Raw genomic sequence first — 17856 nt, 5'->3', positions numbered from 1 at the left:
GTGAACATTCAGCGCAATGAAAGGTTTTAAATCCAACCTTCCCATGAAAGTCTGTCCGGTCTGTCAGCGCCCATTTTCTTGGAGAAAGAAGTGGGCGCGAAATTGGGAGGAAATCGTTTATTGCTCTGAGCGTTGCCGAAGAAATAAATCAACGAAAACGTAGGTCACTCCGACCCTCTCTGGAGAACGCTATTTCCTTTGTATTAACGTTTGTATGCGTTCTCTTACCAAGGCAATAACGTCCCATCATAAGCCCAAAACGCCCCGCTATCTTGAGGGGTTGCTTTTTCTATCAAGCCTAATAGATCCTTAGCGACTCGCTCTGGTGTAAACAGCTTTCCTTCTGGGACATTGGTGTGAAAAGGTGCCGACAAAGCGGTATCTGTGGTGCCAGGGTGAAGTGACAGCACCGTGCCATGTTTTACCATTCTTTGCCATTCGATCGACATGGTTTTGAGGAACATGTTTAACGCCGCTTTCGATGCACGATAGCTGTACCAACCACCTAACTGATTATCGCTAATGCTGCCAACTTTGGCCGAAATGGTCGCAAACTTAGGTGCAGTACTGCGCTTTAGCTTGGGCGTGAAGTATTTCGCCAACAGTAAACTTGGCAAAGTATTAACCGTGATGGTTTGCTGAAAAAAGTCTGCGTCGAGCGAATTAAGATTCTTCTCAGGGCCTTTCTCTTGGGTGTGCAACATACCAACGCAGTTCACCAACCAATCGACATGTTCAATTTGCTCACTGAACGCTTTTACCTGCTCGTCTTGCGATACATCCACTCGATACCAAATTACATTTGGGTGTTGCCAATCTGGTTGCAGCTTACGATAAGTGGCATGCACACGAGCTTGAGGGAACCGCAAAGTGGCTTCTTGAACCATCGCTAAACCAATGCCACCGTTGCCACCAACAATCAGGATGTCCATCACAAGCTCTCCAAGTTTTTCATATAATGCTCTGCGGTTTGTAATATCGCATTCCGCTTTTCTTCTTCCATATTGTCCCAAGAGCGGAAAATCATCCCGATTCGTGGATTGGTTGCGAGACGCTTATCGTGCTTGTTCATAAAGCGCCAATACAAGCTGTTAAACGGGCACGAGCCTTCTCCACTGCGCGATTTATTGTCGTAATGGCAGCCCTTACAGTAATCGCTCATTTTGTTGATGTAAGAACCACTCGCCGCGTAAGGTTTGGTGCCAACAATGCCGCCATCCGCAAACAATGCCATGCCGCGTGTGTTAGGCATTTCGACCCATTCAATCGCATCAACATAGATACCGAGATACCACTCATCCACTTGGTCTGGGTCGATTTCGGTTAGCAAACAAAAATTGCCAGTGACCATCAAGCGTTGGATGTGGTGTGCGTAAGCGTAATCGAGAGACTGACCAATCGCATTATGCATACAAGCCATTTTGGTTTCGCCATTCCAAAAGAAGTCCGGCAACTTTCTTTCTGCGTCCAACTCGTTCTTTTTCGGGTAGTGAGGCATATTCGCCCAGTAGACGCCTCGGATGTATTCTCGCCATCCCAATATTTGGCGAATAAACCCTTCGACTTGAGAAATGTCGATGTCCGCGTTGGAATGAAATGCCTTGAGTGATGCATCAATGACTTCTCTCGGGTGCAGCAATTTGCTGTTGAGCGAGAATGAAATTCGACTGTGATACAAGCTCCACTTAGCATCGTGCTGACCTGTCATGGCGTCTTGAAAACGGCCGAACAACGGTAGACAGACTTGGCAGAAATGCGCGAGTAAAGACAAGCTTTGCGCGCGATTAATCGGCCACAACAAGTCCCCTTCGAGATTTCCGATGGTTTTGATGTCATGTTCTGCCAACCGCTCAACAATGCCGCGGACGTCGGTACTGAACATCAAAGGTTGTGGCAGTTGTTCAATGTCTTTGGCTTTAAGCTTATTACGGTTGTTGGCATCGTAATTCCATTTTCCGCCGACGGGTTTTCCGTCTTGCATTAAGATGTCGAAGCGCTTTCGCATCCGGCGGTAGAAGTGCTCCATCATAATGTGTTTGCCTTGAGGAAACTGCGATTCTATTTCTTCAAACGGCAACAAAAAGTGTTCCGAATCGACACAACGCGTCACAACCCCATCAAGCTTTAGTTTGGCTAACTGCTCTAGTAAACGGTATTCATCGGGGCGTTGATATTCAAACTTACTTGCACCAACCTCGCTCGCGTAGTGTTGCAAGACTTGCTCAAGATCGTCGAAGGATTGTGTGTCATCCAACGTGAGATGCAAAACTTGATGCCCCTCGCTCTGACGCTCTTTCGCAAACTGTTCCATTGCAGAAAAGAACGCACAAACTTTCTGAATATGGTGCGTGACGTAAGTATTCTCTTGCTTGAGCTCCGCAATCAGGTAAAGCACTTGCTCATCCGGTTGCTGAAACCAAGAGTGCTCACTGTTGAGTTGATCGCCCAAGATCAATCGTACGGTTTCAAATTGCATTACGGTTTCCCCGATGACGAAGCTTTGTCACTGCTGCCCATCACAATCGGCCAATCGACCATGTCTACACTATCCAAATGCGCGCCAGCACAACGACCTTGCCACCTATCGATGAATTCCATGTGCGGATCGTACATTTCGGTTTGCTTTTCAAGGTTGAATTGTCGTGAACCACGCGGATCAGCACCAACGCCTGCTAGGTATTGCCAATTTCCCCAGTTTGATGCCACATCGTAATCAACCAGTTGTGACTCAAAGTACGCCGCGCCATAACGCCAATCGAGGCCAAGCTCATGCACTAAACAACTGGCGACTAACTGCCTACCACGATTCGACATATAACCGGTTTCATTAAGCTGATGCATACACGCGTTCACGATAGGAAATGGCGTTTCACCTTTCTTCCATTGCTGGAAACGGTGCGCGTAATAGCTGGTGAGTGGTGCTTGATTTTGGATGCCACCGAATCGGAAGAGCTGCCGCTTGTATCGACGGGCATAACAATAAAAGTATTCACGCCAAAGCAGTTCGAAGTAAATCCAATAGGTTGAATCATTTGCGCCATTCGCGGCTTCATAACGTTTCAACATGGCATAAATGGTTTTCGGAGAAAGACCCCCATGAGCTAACCAAGGAGAGAACTTGGTGGAGTAATCCATGCCATCTAAACCGTTACGCGTTTGTTTATATTCGCTTGCTAGTGTTGAAGCAAAATACTGACGACAATGTTCAAGCCCTGCTCGCTCACCGCCGGTAAACAGGCTTGGCTGGACATCGCGGGTCAAACTCAACGTCGGCAGTGCGAGTTCGTCTGGCAGCGTAGGCAACGTTGTTATTGCTTCTACAGGTTCAGCTAGAGCGAGTTTCTCAACCTTTTTTCGGAACTTGGTGAAGGTGTCAGGAAGCGCCTCAAGCTCAAACGGTAAATCTTCGACACAGAACAAGCTGCGAACTTCACTTTGGACAATAGCCAAATGCGGCGCTTGTGCTTGAATCTTATCGACCACATCTTGTTCGTCTGATCCAGAGACCGCATCTACAAAGAGATGGGTCACATCAAGCTTGTCAGTAACATATTTGATTGCTTGGTAAGGAGGTAAGTCAACGACCTGTAAACGTTGATTAAGTGCATTCAAAGACAAGCTGAGGCAATGCAGTGACTCGTCCAAAAACTGTTGTTTGGCGGACCCAAATTCCGGAGTTTGTGCGTATTGCTTTAGGTAGGGCGACATTTTTGGATAGCAGTATATACAAATGAGCTCTTCGACCTCAGCAGATGCTCGGAGCAGGAGCGGATTGTCATGCAATCTCAAATCGTTGGTGAACCAATACAATCCTATAGTCTTGTTCAAGTGACGCTCCTTACTACTCTATTCTGTTATGTGCATGCCAAGTTTTACGCATCACCATTGGTCACGATCATCGCATCATTTAGATTGCTGAAATCTTCATCAAACAAACTTCTTTAGTAAACAAAATGTTATGGATAAATTTATAAGTTATGAAAGATTAAGTAAGAATTCATGAAACCGTTTGATTATTCGCTCAAGTTTTTTAAAAAAACCGTACAAAAATGACAAAAATTAAAGCGATATTGTTTTATATCCGTTACCCTTAGCCCAATTGCATTTTGCTTGTAACACCGCAGAAATGACCGACGAATTTAAAAAATCGACCGCTAATTTAAAAAAAGCGGTGCCCTTAATGATCAAAAACCACGTAGCGGCAACACCAGCCAACTACGCGCTTTGGTATACCTACGTAGATAAGACCATTCCAGAGTTGAACCAAGAAATGGATATGGTTCTGGAAAATTACGACGTATGCCCTCCTGCTATGCACAAACTGCTCTACAACAACTATGTAGCAAGCAAAGCAGAGACCAGCATAGAAGATCTTAAAACCAACGTAGAAGTGCTGTTGGGTGAGGTCTCCAGCTCTATGACAGACACCATCACTGATACGTCCTCCTTTTCTGACATGGTCGACAAAAGCTTTAATAAGCTAGAGAAAGTCGAAGACAGCAGCCTCAGCATTGAAGAAGTCATGAATGTTGTACGACAGCTTGTTGTTGAGTCTCGTGAAATTCGCCATTCAACCAAGTTTCTCAACAGCCAACTGACCAATGCGAGCGAAGAAATTTCTCGTCTCAAAAATCAGCTTGCTGAAGTACAGAAAGACGCCTTATTTGACGGCCTCTCCAAGCTGTATAATCGTCGTGCCTTCGATAACGACCTACGTATGCTGATTGACAGCAAACAGGCAATGACACTGATTATGCTTGATATCGACCATTTCAAAGCATTTAACGACAATTATGGTCACTTATTCGGTGATACGGTGATCAAAGCGATTGCGCGTCGCTTACAACAAAGCTGTCGAGATGGCATCAGTGCCTACCGTTTTGGTGGAGAAGAGTTTGCGGTGATTGTGCCAAACAAATCATTGAGAATCTCTCGTCAATACGCGGATACGTTGAGACGAATGATTGAGAAGTTGCGTGTCCGCGACAAACGCTCAGGTAGCCAAGTGCACAGTATTACTGCCTCATTTGGAGTTGCGGAATTTGAAATCGGCGACACGCCAGAAAGCTTGGTCAACAAAGCCGACAAACAACTTTATGAAGCGAAGCAACTCGGCCGCAACCGTGTCATGCCGCTGTAAGACTGATTTCCCGGTAAATAAAACACTCAAGCAAAACCCCAAGCACGTGCTTGGGGTTTTGCTTTCTTGGGCTGGATCGTTATTTTTTTCGCTTCTTAAAGCATCAGTCAATGCTGTAGCAGTAACTTAAGAAGTAATCTTCACCGTTTTTCGCGGTAAATTCTTTATCTTCACTGCACGCCATTGGTTTGCCTTTTTTGTCGCCTTTGATCAAGCTGATCCAATGACGCATGGCTGTTGGGGCGTTACCCGTCAGCTCAGGGCTAAACGTGGTACGGGTTTCTAGTTGGATATCGTCGATGTCCATCAACTCAACACAACCTGTGCCTTTGTGACAACCAAACAGCACTTCAGCGTGGCTTCCAGATTCGTCTTTAAACAGAATCGATTTCGGATCTTCTTTCTCACCAGTGTACGCTACGAAGTGCTTTGGACTTTTAAGGCCACTGTGCGTACCGTCTTTGAAGTAAGCCATTACGTGACGGTAGTCGATAACGTAACTGGATACATCTTGGTGTGACCCATTCTCTAGTGGGAACATTCGGTCTAGTAGTTGCTTCGCCTTAATTTGCTTTTCGCTTTGCTGCTCAGCACTTACCGCCTCGACGGCAAATACGGCTTCAGCGATAATTGGGCGTTGTTGTTCTTGGATGTCTTTTTTATCGAAGTTCAGCATATTCATCGTCGTTTCCTCTCACTTAAACACTCTTCCTAGAGTAAAAACTTAAAACCTCTGTTTAAGTTTCAGGCAAATTTGTGAAGTTGATGGTTAATTTCCTTGCCTGCTCAGTATGTAGACTAGCGAAATATTGACTACAATTTCACAACAAAAATTTTACAATGTGAATTTTACAAAATGTCTGTGTCAAAAAGTCTTATCCGCCAATCTCATTTCTTGGGTACGAAAATTCGCAACCTAAGGAAAAACAACCATTTAACGATGGAGGATTTGTCTGCGCGTTGTGTAAGGATAAATCCAGAGTACGCGCCTTCCGTTTCTTACCTATCGATGATCGAACGTGGAAAACGCGTACCGAGCATCGATATGTTGGAAGTGATCGCCGAAGTTTTCCAAAAAGAACCCGCTTGGTTTTTGGACGATGAGCCAGAGCTCGAAGCCATCACGCCCAATAAAGGCAACCGTGGCGGCATTAACGGGATGGCGCTCGAACCCAGCTTCTTGTTCTCTAACGATATCCTGCAAATCGCGATACCAGAGATGCTCTCCCAAACAGGTATCACTGGGCGTCAGTTTGCTCATCTTTTGATTCGTGCTCACCAAGAAAATCATCAAAACCACTTTCCAGACTTAGAAAGAGCGGCAGAAGAAGTCGGCTTAAAACGTTTGAATCTATCGGTTGAAGACTTAATCGACATTGCCAAAAGCTTGGGATTGGACATTCGTTGGATTGATCGCGCCCCTCAAGATGTGGTTGATGAACTGGGGGTCAGCGCCAAACAACTCGTGACTTCTTTTATGGAAGCCCCTGGCACGATTTACCTGAATAAACGAATGCGTGATTACCCCACTCGCTTAAAGTACGACTTGGCTGTGTATATTGGTCACAGGGTGCTACACAGCAGTGATGGTATGAGCAATGTGCTCTCTATTGGTCACCAGAACAATTGGGAACAGACAGACAGCCCGGTGTCGAACTCAGAGCTAAACTCTCAAGATATCCTCCAGGCATGGCGCGATTTTGAGTCGAGTTTCTTTGCCGGTGCATTACTCTGTCCAAAAGTGCCATTTCGCCAATTACTCGATCGCTCAGGTTATGAAATCGATGTTCACAAAAAAGCGGGCGTCTCCCCTTCTGTCGCAATGCGCCGCATGACGGTGGTATCGCCGTACCCACATTGGCATTACTTTGATGCTTATGGACCAGGTAAGCTCAAAGCGGTTTATCGTGGTAATGGTATTCCACTCCCTTGGGGGAACATGCGCAAAGTGAATGACCCTTGTCAACACTGGGCAGTCTTCCGTCGTCTGTCACAGCCGCTAGATACCAGCTCAGCACAGATCTCGATTCTCAATGTTGGTAATGAACCACGCATCTACTGTTGTGAATCAGTCAATGTATTTGATCCAGCAGGAAACAATCGCGTGCTTTGTGCTGGCATTGACCTCAACCCGGCTATTTCTGCACAGGGTGGGGATGCGATTGCAATTGCAGAAGAGCTAAAATCGCTGTGTGTCTCTTCAGGGGGCAGTACGGTGATTCCACAGCACATCAAAAAGGATCTGACGACGATAGCTAAGATCCTCAATATCAATTGGATTGAACGAGGAATTCAAACTCAAGCAAGATTGATTTGTTCAAGAGGCGCGGTATGTCCAAGACAACCGAGTTGCTATAACAAGTGTGGTGATTCAGGAGATACTGGAGACGAGGTGCAAGTTCTTGACCTATAGAAAGAAAAAACGCCAATCACAATAAAGGTGATTGGCGGTATATACTTGTGAACAATGTGTATTCACTAACAACGTCAGTTGGCTAGGTGACCCTCGGCTTAATAAGGGTCAATCTGTATAAAGCACGATGCGTGCCAACTTTTAAAACACCATTTTTTCTTCGATCCTGATGCATATTGATGATTTATTGAGCACACATTTTGCAAATCGCATTTGCAAAATGCAAAAAACTGCAAAATATGCTACAGATAGCATTGCTACTAATCCCTTTATCAGCAATAGCCTCGTTGATGAGTACACCCCTTTAAAATGAAAATCAGTCAAAAGCGGGAAGACACTGACTGTGTTTAAAGCACTATCAACGTTTAAGTATTACCCGCCATAATGCTTTTGCTGATACATCCGCTCATCTGCAATTTTCATCATTTGTTCTGGCGATGTCATGACAGGATCAAACATCGCGTAACCCATGCTAGTGCGCAGATAAATCAGTTCTCCGTCATAGATAACTGGTGTGGAGCACAATGCCGTTCTTAACTTTTTCAAAAGTGTTTGGATATTTTCTTCTGTTTTCGGGTTATGGACCACCACCAAAAACTCGTCCCCGCCCATACGTGCGACAATATCAGAGCGACGCAAGCTGCTTTTGATTCGCTCTGCACAAGCAACAAGTACTTTGTCTCCAGCATCATGTCCATGAGTGTCATTGATGTGCTTGAAATGATCTAAATCGATGTTCACAAGAGCGAAGCGATAACGTTTTTTATAACGCTTTGCGATTTCAAACTGATGCTTGTACGACTGCATAAAGTAACGTCGATTTGGCAACTGAGTCAGCTCGTCATGCAGCGCACGGCTATCTGCCACAATGTACAAACGATAAATCACCATCAATGCGATGCTCATCGCTAGTACAATGGGATAACCGACGAGTCGTGCAATATGAAGTCGGTGCCAAGACACTTGTTTTTCCAACTCTCCGTTGGCATAGACCGTAATACTCCAACCGCCATAAGGGAAATGCACTTGCTCTTTGGCATACACTTGGCCGTTTTCGCTCGTTTGACCAAAGAAAACATCGCCAAGTTCGCCACCACTATCATAGCCACGAATCGTCATGTAATAACGATATGAAAACTCGATAACCCCCGTATCTCTCAGCAAACCGTCAAAGTCGATGACGGTACTGATCACGCCCCAATAATCATTGTTTATCGGTGGATCACGAAAGACAGGGACACGCACAATCAACCCTTTCCCACCTTGCACTAGCTCGATAGGGCCAGCGATAAAGATTTCTTCAATTTCCTTAGCTTTTTGAACTTGTACCCATTGTTCTGGCACAGTCCGATAATCCAAGCCAACCACGGCTTCATTCCCTTTTAAGGGAAAGATATGGCTGACCACGTCGTTTTCTGCCATGCCAATCACTGTGATGTGCTTGCTTTTGTTTAGGATTCGATTGGCTGCAAGATTAAGCTTGCGCTCCTCATCTTTAGGCAGCAAAGTAATGAGTGTGGCAAGGGTGCTGGCTTTATAGATATCAGCCATAAGTTCCGCTTCCAAATTGGAACGGAGAATAGAAAGTTGTTCTTTGGCCTCAACTTGAACTCGCTCTTGGTAGAGGCTTTGCTGGTTCCGATGTAACAGCTCAATTACCCCAATACACAAGGCAAAAAAAGTGAGAAAGAACAATGCAAAATAGCCCTGCTTTCTGGGTGAATAGCGCATTTGTTCCTCACTATCTCGTCCTGACTACAACGAGACTTATTCATTATTGTTAAAATGCTTATTTACCTTAAGAATAACCAATAGCTATCGTAAAGGTAATAAATATCGACCATTTTTATAAATGAGAAAGGTAAAGTGAGATGCAAGTACAAGGTGATTTATTTAAAAGCTCATTTTGGCAAGAAGTAGCACAGGGCAGAATTTACTATGACCCTAACTTTCTCAGTAACTTAGAAGCTGATCGTTATTTCTCTAACCTTCGCTCTACTCTCCCATGGCAACAAGAGCGCATCACCATGTTCGGCCGCTCAGTACTGCAACCTCGGTTACAAGCTTGGCATGGCGATGTTGCCTATACATATTCAGGGTTAACCATGTCGCCACACCCTTGGACACCGGATCTCAATGAGCTAAAAGCGCGCTGTGAAGCCATTGCCAAAGTTCAATTCAACTCGGTCTTAGCAAACCTATATCGTCATGGACAGGACTCCATGGGATGGCACCAAGATAATGAGCCAGAGCTTGGAAGAAATCCGGTTATCGCTTCTGTAAACCTTGGCGAAACTCGACGCTTTTTACTGCGGAATTTACATTGTAAAACTCAGCTAGAGTATGAACTTAGCCATGGTGCCTTGTTAATTATGGCAGGAGAACTGCAGCATCATTGGAAACACGCGGTGCCCAAAACGGCAAAACCGAAAGGTGAGCGTATCAACCTGACCTTCCGCCATATCGTGACCAACTATTGACTGAGGCATTACATAGCAAAGAAGCATTGATGCTAGGTTTGAATTCTGGGCTTTTTGTGGAATGTAATTATGCGTATCAAACCTCTCAACTTAGCTATCTTGCTCTCTTGTTCGTTGGTCTTTAACGTTCAAGCCGATCAGGACTCACCCGTGTTGAGCTACCCTCAATCTGCACAGTTAATAAAAGATACGTTTGAGTCGCAGCTTTATTCCCTACCAGCATTTAAAGAAGGCCACTTTGGGTTGCGCATGTACCGCCAAACTCTAGATGATAAATACCTTCCTGCGGTGTGGACAGACATGGCTCAAGTCGCCAGCCGTTTGAATCACTTTGCCAGTGATGTGAATACGCCAGAACAAATCATATTGTATTCAGAAGAACGCCTTGCCAATTACCATGACCAAGAAGACGAACGAGGCCAGCGCCGCTATACCGTGACCAAGCATCAACCTGAGTATTTTTATCTAGGGGTCGATTTGCTGGGTGCAATGGCAAGAGCTGACGAATACGGCCTTAAACACAAACACGATAAGACCTTAAGAAGCGTCATTCGACGTTATGATTTCACCAAATACGCGACCGATCCTGAAATGATCGAGGCATGGGCGGCGCAACTGGCCAATCAAGTTTATTGGCTACGCCAACTGGGTGAGCAAGATGTCGTCAATGACTTCACCAAAGCGTTTAAAAGCACCTATCCAGATTCACAGGATAAGAAGTTGTCACCGCAGCAATACAGCAACAAAATCTACGGCATGACACACATTATTTTTGGTGATTCTCAGTACTATCAAAAACAGGTCAATGAGTCTGACCATCAATGGATATACGATTACTTCCGCGACAATATCGATACGATTATCTTACGCTCTAAAGAAGATGTGATTGCCGAAGTGGGTATTACGTTTCTTCTTGCCGGGCTAGAGAATGACCCAGTCGTCGAGAAAACACGTCAAGCGATTCAAGGCTCAATCAATCTCGAACAAGGCATGATCCCATCGGTCGATGGCGGCTTCGACTTAAAATATGGAGAGCATAGAAATGTCTTGGCTATCATGTTATTGGACTGGAAGGGTGTTCACCAAGCTCCGACGGTTGCCAATCAGCCATTCGCTTTTCAATCGTTACCCTACGGGCTGGTTCCGAAATCGTAATATGGTGCTATTTAAACAATAAGGTTAGACCTTCTGCTTTTTCTGTACTTGTTCATAACGGACTAAACGAAAATCTTGATAGCCTTCCATCACACTGAGAATCATCGGGTTATCAAAAAACTGTTCACTGGTTCCAGCATAAAAGGTGACGCTGCGGCTATAACAGCACTTTTCTAGGAAGCAGTCACTCATAAACTGCTTGAGGCTGCGGTCTCGAATCGGAAAATACACCATCAAACCTCGGCTGATCTCCGCGATATGATTAAGTAATGCGGTTCGAATGGTTTTAGTGAGAAAGACCACACTGATAAGATAAATCGCCCCTTGCTTTAGCTCATACAATACATGACCAACCAACATCTTCTTATAGTAAAAGCAAAACACTTTAGGCTGGGTCAAACATAAGGCATCAAACGTATCTGTGACTGCATTGCCATTTTGCCTGAAATGAGAATCGAAAATCAGCTGTTTGTCGTCCTCGTCCAGCTTATCAAAAGCAACATGACTGCGATGCGTGATTTCATAGTCATACACCGTATTCAGATTTTGGAAATTCACAGGATGTTGCAGTGCTTTTTTGACACTTTTTAGCTCTTGTTCATCATAGTGATAAGGCTGCTGAAAGAAATGAGCAACCCCGAGGCGGCGCAATAGAGTGGGTTCAATCTTCCCCCTTTCCCACTGGCTCAATGTAGCTTGGTTTAAACTAGAAAAAACACGATGAGCGGAGGAGAGGAGTTCGGCCAACCCATCCTGCGAGTAGTTTGATTTTTTTCGGTAATGCTTCAATGCATTTGCAAAATGAAGACGATCGAACTTCATCCTCTCTCCTAGCCAACTGGGCTCAATATCAATGTGTTATAAATCTTTTAATTAAAATAGATAAGATTTCAGTATTTCGTAAAATGAAAACACAATAAACCTTACCGGACTTAAATCGTATTCGCTGTAACGTCTTCAGGGTAATTGTCATGCAGTGACGTCAGTGGTTGTTCAAAACCGACTCGACTGCCTTTGGGAATCACGACCAATCCCCCCTCCGTTACGAAAAACCGCTCACTGTCTTTCTCAAGTTTCTCACCAATGACTGTCCCTGGAGCGATATGGACATCCTCTTCAATAATGGCACGTGTAATGCGGCTGTTTGCTCCAATCTTACAGCGCGCCATCAATACCGCCTCATGCAACATGCTGTTTCTACCTAAATCACAATCAACCCCAATCACAGAGCGGATAGAGCACGCCCCTTCAATTCGGCAGCCTGAAGCGATATAGCTGTCTTTAATGCGAACTTTAATGCCTCCCGCATCATTACATAAGCTCGATCGCTGCGAGACGATTTCTTTACTAAGCAATGGCTCTGAACTTTTCTTTTGCGTATCATTTTGCTCAACCAACATCGCCATTTGCACCGACCAATAGTCATCAACACTATTCAAACCATGCCAATACAAAGGGGCTTGGTCTGAATCAACGGTTCCCAAATCGAATAGTGCCACTTTGACCTTCTGAACCAGTTTACCAATCACATCACAAGTTAAATCATGTCGTCCGTCTAAGTTTTTTGCATTGGTGAACAAGCCTTTGACTAAGGTCGCACGCTTAAGTACATAGTTCTCGGTAAGCACAAGAGAGATGCCTGGCTTATTTGGTATCTCTGCAGGTTGCTGTGGCTGGTGCTGAATGCTTGTTACTTGGTTTTGCTCATCCAGTTCCACAACATGATAAGCAGACGCTCGCTCGGTAGGAACTTGAGCTACAACAAGCGTTAACTCAGACGCTTGGATTCTGTGGTATTGCAGCAATGAAGAAAGGTAGCGCCGATGAATTTGTTCTCCACCAACTAACAGTACATGCTCATCAGTCGGACGGTTAATGGCCTCTAGGTTTTGCAGCAAAGCATCGGTCCAATTGTACTGCAACGCAGACAAAAACTTATTATGGGGGTATGCCGGCTCAAGAATGTCGATGTTCGCTTCGTACTTGCTCCAAGCACGCTTAATGTGTTCATTTAAAGCAGGGCAATGGAATCGACTTAAGACAAGATTACGCTTGATGCCAGATTGAATTAGATTGCTCAACGCAAAGTCAATCAAACGATGGGCACCCGCGAATGGGGTAATAGATTTACAGCACGTTCCTGAGAGCGGCTCTAACCCACCACTCTCCTTATCGGCTAACACGATCGATACTACTTTTGACGTCATGTTTCACTTCCTTGTCTTATTTATAGTTTAGAAAGTAAACGTAAACCGTACGGCAGTACTATTCAATATTGGGGGCAATGTGCTCAAAAAATAATATTACAGAGCAATGTTCTCTTAAATATTTAAGCAATCTCTCATTCAAGCGTTTTATAAACAAAAACCCGCTATGGAAGCGGGTTTTGATTTATTTTTATGTGCGGGCATCCCTTAAAGAGAAATAAAGATACCGGCTAAACAAGCGCTCATTAGGTTTGCTAGGGTACCTGCTGCTACCGCTTTCAGTCCCATATTTGCTACGTCTTTACGACGCTCTGGTGCCATCACACCAATTGAACCAAGTTGAATCGCAATCGAACCGATGTTGGCAAAGCCACACAAAGCAAAAGTAATGATAATTTGCGTGTGCTCAGTCAGTGTCGCTTTATGTTGTACGAAGTCGATAAATGCGACGAATTCGTTCATTACGATTTTCTGACCGATATAAGAGCCCGCTGCAAGTACTTCGTGGCCCGGAACGCCAATCAACCATGCTAGAGGTGCAAATAGGTAACCGAAAATAGCCTGTAGCGTGATGCCAGCAAAACCGAACATTTCACCTAAGTTTTCTAAACCCGTGTTTACCATCGCAATCACACTCACGAAGGCAATAAGCATCGTACCGACAGCAACGGCAACTTTCATACCACCCATCGCACCGCTTGCTAGCGCATCGATTACGTTGCTTTCTTCTGATTTATCCAGCTCGATGTTGTTGTAATCACTTGGGGTTTGACGCTCAGGCACGATGATTTTTGCCATCAACAAGCTACCTGGTGCTGCCATGAAGCTTGCTGCGATTAGGTATTTCAACTCTACACCTAGACCTGCGTAACCACCCAAAACACTACCTGCGACTGACGCCATACCACCAGCCATTACCGCAAACAGCTCAGAGCGGGTCATGTTTTGTAGAAATGGACGGATAAGAAGTGGTGATTCGCCTTGGGATAGGAAGATGTTACCTGTTGCAACCAATGATTCTGCTTTGCTGGTACCCAAAAACTTTTGGATAGCACCGCCAATAAATTGAATCACTTTTTGCATGATACCCAAGTAGTAAAGGGCTGAGATAAGAGCGCTGAAGAAAATGATGATAGGAAGAACGCGGACAGCAAAGATAAAACCAGTAGAAGCAAGGTCACCAAAGAGGAATTTGATCCCTTCATCAGCAAAACTTAAAAGACCCGCAACGCCACTACTCAAACTGGCCAACGCAGCTTGCCCCCAAGGGAAGTAAAGCACTAGAGCAGCAAAACCCATTTGGAGCAACAAAGCACGAGATACGGTTTTCCAATTGATTGAAGAACGGCTCTCTGACAGTAGGAACGCACAACCTAGTAGTGCAACAATACCAAATAAACTAAATAGAACACTCATGAACCAGACCTACTGAACGTTGAAAAAGAAAGAAACACCAAAGGAATTGGCAAAAGAAAGGGACAACGTGTCGAGTGACAAGGCACCCGTAGATCTAACATGGCGACAGAACGGATAGTTCGACATCTTATTTTTACCTTATACAAGCAATTGAACTTAGCTGGTCCGGTCCGTGGGGTCATTCACTGCTGGAGAGTATTCGACTCATCCCGCTCCATGTGACGGCTTGTATGGGTAAGGGTCCTGAACAACGAACCCTAATTCCCGCTTAAACGGGTCGCAAGTATAGCCATCAAAACGAGAGTTTCATCACATTTATTTACGCAAACGTTCAAGCGTTCATTTTTTGCGCAAGAATGCCAATTTGTGTTCATACTTGTAGTGAAAATAGGGGTATTAAGAGGGGAACGCATGGTGAAACGGCCAAAAACGGACAATAAATGTTCAATCGAACACCAAAGTCCAAAAATGAGTAATTTTGCTCTCGCCAATCTATGGATTTTGGATATACAATTTGGAACGCTTCTTTCCGAAGCCTCTGTGTATTCAGAGCATCATGATGCCGAGATGGTGAAATTGGTAGACACGCTAGCATGAGGTGCTAGTGCCTTAGGTGTGAGGGTTCGAGTCCCTCTCTCGGCACCATTATTCTTCCTATAAGAAATTTAGAGTGTAATGCAAAGTTCTAAGCAGGCAAGACAATCCGCTGATGCTAACCAACTTCTAAGCGAGCTTGCAGTGCACGCCCTATTACACCTGCACTTCAAACTCCATGCGTCCTCGCGACCTATTCCCTTAAAAGAACGTAACGACTTACTGCAAAAATGGCTTAAGCCTAAGCTTAAAAGTAACCGCTACAAACTGATTAAAAAGCCGTTAAAGTCTCTGACTCAACAGGCCAAAGGGGAAAATGGCAACCTTGAAGCTTTGCTTGAACGCTGTGTGGGTGCGAATAAACCGAGCAATCCGCAACCTCACCTCGATAGTTACTTGCTACTGATTAACGAAGTAGAGAAAAAACTCGGTACGACCGTACTGCTCTCGCGTCCTGAAGATGTCGATTTATCACACGACCAGCATGGCTGCTTACTGTGTGTCCTCTCTGACAACTTAAACCAACATTTCGACGACAATAACGCCATGATCGCACCTATTTCGATGCTTTTCCGTGGCCCAATGAGTCAACGTTCATTGTTCTTAGGTAGCATTTATGCCAGCAACACCTTCAATTATGAAGTGCAATATCAAGACGAACAATTTGTACGTATCTCACTCGAGTTAGCGTAAGTTTGATTGATATAAACATACCATTAACGTTGTAAGCCAAGTTCTAAAAGGCCGCGAATTTCGCGGCCTTTTGCTTATCGAAACATAACGTTTTCTCGATCAATCCAGCTCGCGAAAGCGTGCCGTAAAGTGACGAAGTACCGGAGGCTCATAATCAAAGGTGAGTCCCTTTAACTCATGCGAGCGGTTCTTCAATTCAATAATGGCATCGGCGATATAATCCATATGGTCGTTGGTATATACACGACGCGGGATGGTCAAGCGCATCAATTCGAGTTCTGATGCTTTCTGTTCACCTGTTTCCGGATCTCGACCAAGCAACAGTGAACCAATCTCTACTGCACGAATCCCCGCTTCTAAGTACAAAGCATTACACAACACTTGTGCTGGAAATTGATCCGCGGGTATATGAGGTAATATTTTCGCTGCGTCAACAAACACGGCATGACCACCCGTTGGATATTGAATTGGAATGCCACCCTCGCGTAGACGCTCACCCAAGTATTGCACTTGGCTGATGCGGTAGTGAAGGTAATCCTCATCCGCACCTTCATATAGACCACGAGCCAAGGCTTCCATATCACGGCCAGCCATACCACCGTAAGTCACAAAGCCTTCCATCGGTACACATCGTGTTTGAACCGCTTGGAACAGCTCTTGATGGTCGCGAATACAACACATACCACCAATGTTTACCATTGGGTCCTTCTTCGCTGACATAGTGAGCATGTCGCCGTATTGGTACATCTCGCGGATGATTTCAAGAATCGATTTGGTCTCGTAGCCCGCTTCGCGTTGCTTGATAAAGTAAGCGTTCTCACAGTAACGAGCCGAATCAATCACCACTGGAATGTCGTACTTGGTTGCGATTTCGTACACGCTGCGCATGTTTTCCATCGACACAGGCTGACCACCTGAACTGTTACACGTAACCGTTGTGATGATCGCACAGATGTTGTGAGAACCATGCTCTTCAATCGTTGCCACCAGCTTATTAAGGTCAAAGTTCCCCTTCCAGTCGTATGGCGTGGTAGTGTCGAATGCTTCTTCTGTTACCACGTTAATCGCTTTACCGCCATTGAGCTCAATGTGACCCGCTGTGGTGTCGAAGTGGTAATTTGATATAAACACTGGTGTCTCACCACCGCGAACCTGACGCATACGTTCAATCAAAGCTGGGAATAAGATTTGCTCCGCCCCACGACCTTGGTGCGCCGGCACTGTCAGCTTGTAACCAAAGAAGTGCTCTACCGCATCACACAAGTTGTAGTAGTTGCGGCTACCCGCGTAGGACTCATCACCCATCATGATCCCCGCCCACTGATTGTCACTCATAGCACCAGTGCCAGAGTCGGTCAGCAGGTCGATATAAACATCATCACTACGAAGAAGAAATGGGTTAAAACCCGCTTGCTTGAGGGCAACTTCTCGGTCAGCCAAGGTCGTCATATTGATTGGCTCAACCATTTTGATACGGAACGGTTCTGGGATACGTTTCATTGTTAATTTCCTTATACGCATGACCCTACGCACTTAAGCGAAGAGTAAAACAAACAGATAAATTGCTTTTCAATGCGAGAGCATTGAGGAAATTAACGACCAGAAATTTTACTAAGAAGAGACAGGCAGAAGTCTAGGTTGTACCAGAACGACAGCACCAAACGGCTATCAAGAATATTCTTGACTCTCATCGTCTTCGTCCTCCTGATAAAAAGAAAAGCCAGAAACCCCATGTCCCTGACCTTTTCAATATAGTGC

Annotated in this window: 15 protein-coding genes and 1 tRNA gene; 7 read left to right on the top strand and 9 right to left on the bottom strand. The window is 45.0% G+C overall.

Annotated elements, in window-relative coordinates:
* Positions 1-16: 16 nt before the first annotated feature.
* Positions 17-163, top strand: coding sequence for a DUF2256 domain-containing protein (locus ITG12_RS26075; protein ID WP_005374142.1), 147 nt, complete (start codon positions 17-19; stop codon positions 161-163).
* 61 nt (positions 164-224) lie between these two features.
* On the opposite strand, the gene ITG12_RS26070 is transcribed toward ITG12_RS26075, so the two are convergent.
* Genes ITG12_RS26070 through ITG12_RS26060 form a run of 3 tightly spaced genes read right to left on the bottom strand, consistent with a single transcriptional unit; the run spans position 225 to position 3828 of the window.
* Positions 225-932 carry an SDR family oxidoreductase gene (locus ITG12_RS26070; RefSeq protein ID WP_038875262.1) on the bottom strand — a complete coding sequence of 236 codons (708 nt, stop codon included), beginning with the start codon at positions 930-932 and terminating at the stop codon, positions 225-227.
* Positions 932-2476, bottom strand: coding sequence for a cryptochrome/photolyase family protein (locus tag ITG12_RS26065; protein ID WP_038875265.1), 1545 nt, complete (start codon positions 2474-2476; stop codon positions 932-934). The genes ITG12_RS26070 and ITG12_RS26065 overlap by 1 nt, the downstream gene beginning before the upstream one ends.
* Positions 2476-3828 (bottom strand): DASH family cryptochrome, encoded by a 1353-nt coding sequence (locus ITG12_RS26060; RefSeq protein ID WP_038875267.1) that lies wholly within the window; start codon positions 3826-3828, stop codon positions 2476-2478. Before ITG12_RS26060 ends, ITG12_RS26065 begins: the two co-directional genes overlap by 1 nt.
* Positions 3829-4126: 298 nt before the next feature.
* Here ITG12_RS26060 and ITG12_RS26055 point away from each other — a divergent pair, with 298 nt between their 5' ends.
* Positions 4127-5140: a GGDEF domain-containing protein gene (locus ITG12_RS26055; RefSeq protein ID WP_038868575.1), complete on the top strand. Its 1014-nt coding sequence runs from the start codon at positions 4127-4129 to the stop codon at positions 5138-5140.
* A 103-nt stretch (positions 5141-5243) separates the two neighbouring features.
* On the opposite strand, the gene ITG12_RS26050 is transcribed toward ITG12_RS26055, so the two are convergent.
* Positions 5244-5822, bottom strand: a complete 579-nt coding sequence (locus tag ITG12_RS26050; RefSeq protein WP_038868558.1) for a malate synthase — start codon at positions 5820-5822, stop codon at positions 5244-5246.
* Between the two features lie 174 nt (positions 5823-5996).
* On the opposite strand from ITG12_RS26050, the gene ITG12_RS26045 reads away from it, so the two are divergent.
* Entirely contained in the window at positions 5997-7553 is a 1557-nt protein-coding gene (locus ITG12_RS26045; protein ID WP_080774276.1) for a DUF3612 domain-containing protein, read from the top strand.
* A gap of 372 nt (positions 7554-7925) precedes the next feature.
* Here the strand turns inward: ITG12_RS26045 and ITG12_RS26040 are convergent, their stop codons facing one another.
* A complete protein-coding gene (locus tag ITG12_RS26040) occupies positions 7926-9284 on the bottom strand; it encodes a diguanylate cyclase (RefSeq protein WP_038868556.1) in 1359 nt (452 codons plus the stop codon).
* Positions 9285-9424: 140 nt separating this feature from the next.
* Between ITG12_RS26040 and ITG12_RS26035 the strand changes: the two genes are divergently transcribed.
* Together ITG12_RS26035 and ITG12_RS26030 are read left to right on the top strand one after the other, a co-directional pair.
* Complete coding sequence (locus ITG12_RS26035) at positions 9425-10033, top strand: alpha-ketoglutarate-dependent dioxygenase AlkB (protein WP_038875271.1); 609 nt, start codon at positions 9425-9427, stop codon at positions 10031-10033.
* Positions 10034-10102: 69 nt separating this feature from the next.
* Positions 10103-11188, top strand: a complete 1086-nt coding sequence (locus ITG12_RS26030) for a DUF3541 domain-containing protein (protein WP_248874505.1) — start codon at positions 10103-10105, stop codon at positions 11186-11188.
* Positions 11189-11212: 24 nt separating this feature from the next.
* Here the strand turns inward: ITG12_RS26030 and ITG12_RS26025 are convergent, their stop codons facing one another.
* The 3 genes from ITG12_RS26025 to ITG12_RS26015 all read right to left on the bottom strand — a co-directional run bounded on the left by ITG12_RS26025 (position 11213) and on the right by ITG12_RS26015 (position 14811).
* The gene (locus ITG12_RS26025) at positions 11213-12010 is read right to left on the bottom strand and encodes a helix-turn-helix transcriptional regulator (RefSeq protein WP_038875274.1); all 798 of its coding nucleotides are present in this window, start codon (positions 12008-12010) and stop codon (positions 11213-11215) included.
* 110 nt (positions 12011-12120) lie between these two features.
* Complete coding sequence (locus tag ITG12_RS26020; protein WP_038875276.1) at positions 12121-13395, bottom strand: sugar phosphate nucleotidyltransferase; 1275 nt, start codon at positions 13393-13395, stop codon at positions 12121-12123.
* A 207-nt stretch (positions 13396-13602) separates the two neighbouring features.
* The gene (locus ITG12_RS26015) at positions 13603-14811 is read right to left on the bottom strand and encodes a NupC/NupG family nucleoside CNT transporter (RefSeq protein ID WP_038875278.1); all 1209 of its coding nucleotides are present in this window, start codon (positions 14809-14811) and stop codon (positions 13603-13605) included.
* A 561-nt stretch (positions 14812-15372) separates the two neighbouring features.
* On the opposite strand from ITG12_RS26015, the gene ITG12_RS26010 reads away from it, so the two are divergent.
* A tRNA-Leu gene (locus tag ITG12_RS26010) sits at positions 15373-15456 on the top strand.
* 30 nt (positions 15457-15486) lie between these two features.
* Complete coding sequence (locus ITG12_RS26005; RefSeq protein WP_038868549.1) at positions 15487-16098, top strand: DUF2913 family protein; 612 nt, start codon at positions 15487-15489, stop codon at positions 16096-16098.
* Positions 16099-16197: 99 nt separating this feature from the next.
* Here the strand turns inward: ITG12_RS26005 and ITG12_RS26000 are convergent, their stop codons facing one another.
* Positions 16198-17598 (bottom strand): tryptophanase, encoded by a 1401-nt coding sequence (locus tag ITG12_RS26000; RefSeq protein WP_038875281.1) that lies wholly within the window; start codon positions 17596-17598, stop codon positions 16198-16200.
* Between the last annotated feature and the right edge of the window lie 258 nt (positions 17599-17856).

This window comes from Vibrio sp. ED002 (assembly GCF_023277445.1).
Taxonomy (GTDB): domain Bacteria; phylum Pseudomonadota; class Gammaproteobacteria; order Enterobacterales; family Vibrionaceae; genus Vibrio; species Vibrio jasicida.
This window is presented reverse-complemented; position numbering and strand designations above follow the sequence as displayed.

Bases quoted from the DNA above. Each gene is read 5' to 3' on its own strand.
- ITG12_RS26000 (WP_038875281.1), bottom strand. From the start codon at position 17,598: ATGAAACGTATCCCAGAACCGTTCCGTATCAAAATGGTTGAGCCAATC.
- ITG12_RS26075 (WP_005374142.1), top strand. From the start codon at position 17: ATGAAAGGTTTTAAATCCAACCTTCCCATGAAAGTCTGTCCGGTCTGT.
- ITG12_RS26065 (WP_038875265.1), bottom strand. From the start codon at position 2,476: ATGCAATTTGAAACCGTACGATTGATCTTGGGCGATCAACTCAACAGT.
- ITG12_RS26020 (WP_038875276.1), bottom strand. From the start codon at position 13,395: ATGACGTCAAAAGTAGTATCGATCGTGTTAGCCGATAAGGAGAGTGGT.
- ITG12_RS26040 (WP_038868556.1), bottom strand. From the start codon at position 9,284: ATGCGCTATTCACCCAGAAAGCAGGGCTATTTTGCATTGTTCTTTCTC.
- ITG12_RS26045 (WP_080774276.1), top strand. From the start codon at position 5,997: ATGTCTGTGTCAAAAAGTCTTATCCGCCAATCTCATTTCTTGGGTACG.
- ITG12_RS26050 (WP_038868558.1), bottom strand. From the start codon at position 5,822: ATGAATATGCTGAACTTCGATAAAAAAGACATCCAAGAACAACAACGC.
- ITG12_RS26035 (WP_038875271.1), top strand. From the start codon at position 9,425: ATGCAAGTACAAGGTGATTTATTTAAAAGCTCATTTTGGCAAGAAGTA.
- ITG12_RS26055 (WP_038868575.1), top strand. From the start codon at position 4,127: ATGACCGACGAATTTAAAAAATCGACCGCTAATTTAAAAAAAGCGGTG.
- ITG12_RS26030 (WP_248874505.1), top strand. From the start codon at position 10,103: ATGCGTATCAAACCTCTCAACTTAGCTATCTTGCTCTCTTGTTCGTTG.
- ITG12_RS26070 (WP_038875262.1), bottom strand. From the start codon at position 932: ATGGACATCCTGATTGTTGGTGGCAACGGTGGCATTGGTTTAGCGATG.
- ITG12_RS26015 (WP_038875278.1), bottom strand. From the start codon at position 14,811: ATGAGTGTTCTATTTAGTTTATTTGGTATTGTTGCACTACTAGGTTGT.
- ITG12_RS26005 (WP_038868549.1), top strand. From the start codon at position 15,487: ATGCAAAGTTCTAAGCAGGCAAGACAATCCGCTGATGCTAACCAACTT.
- ITG12_RS26025 (WP_038875274.1), bottom strand. From the start codon at position 12,010: ATGAAGTTCGATCGTCTTCATTTTGCAAATGCATTGAAGCATTACCGA.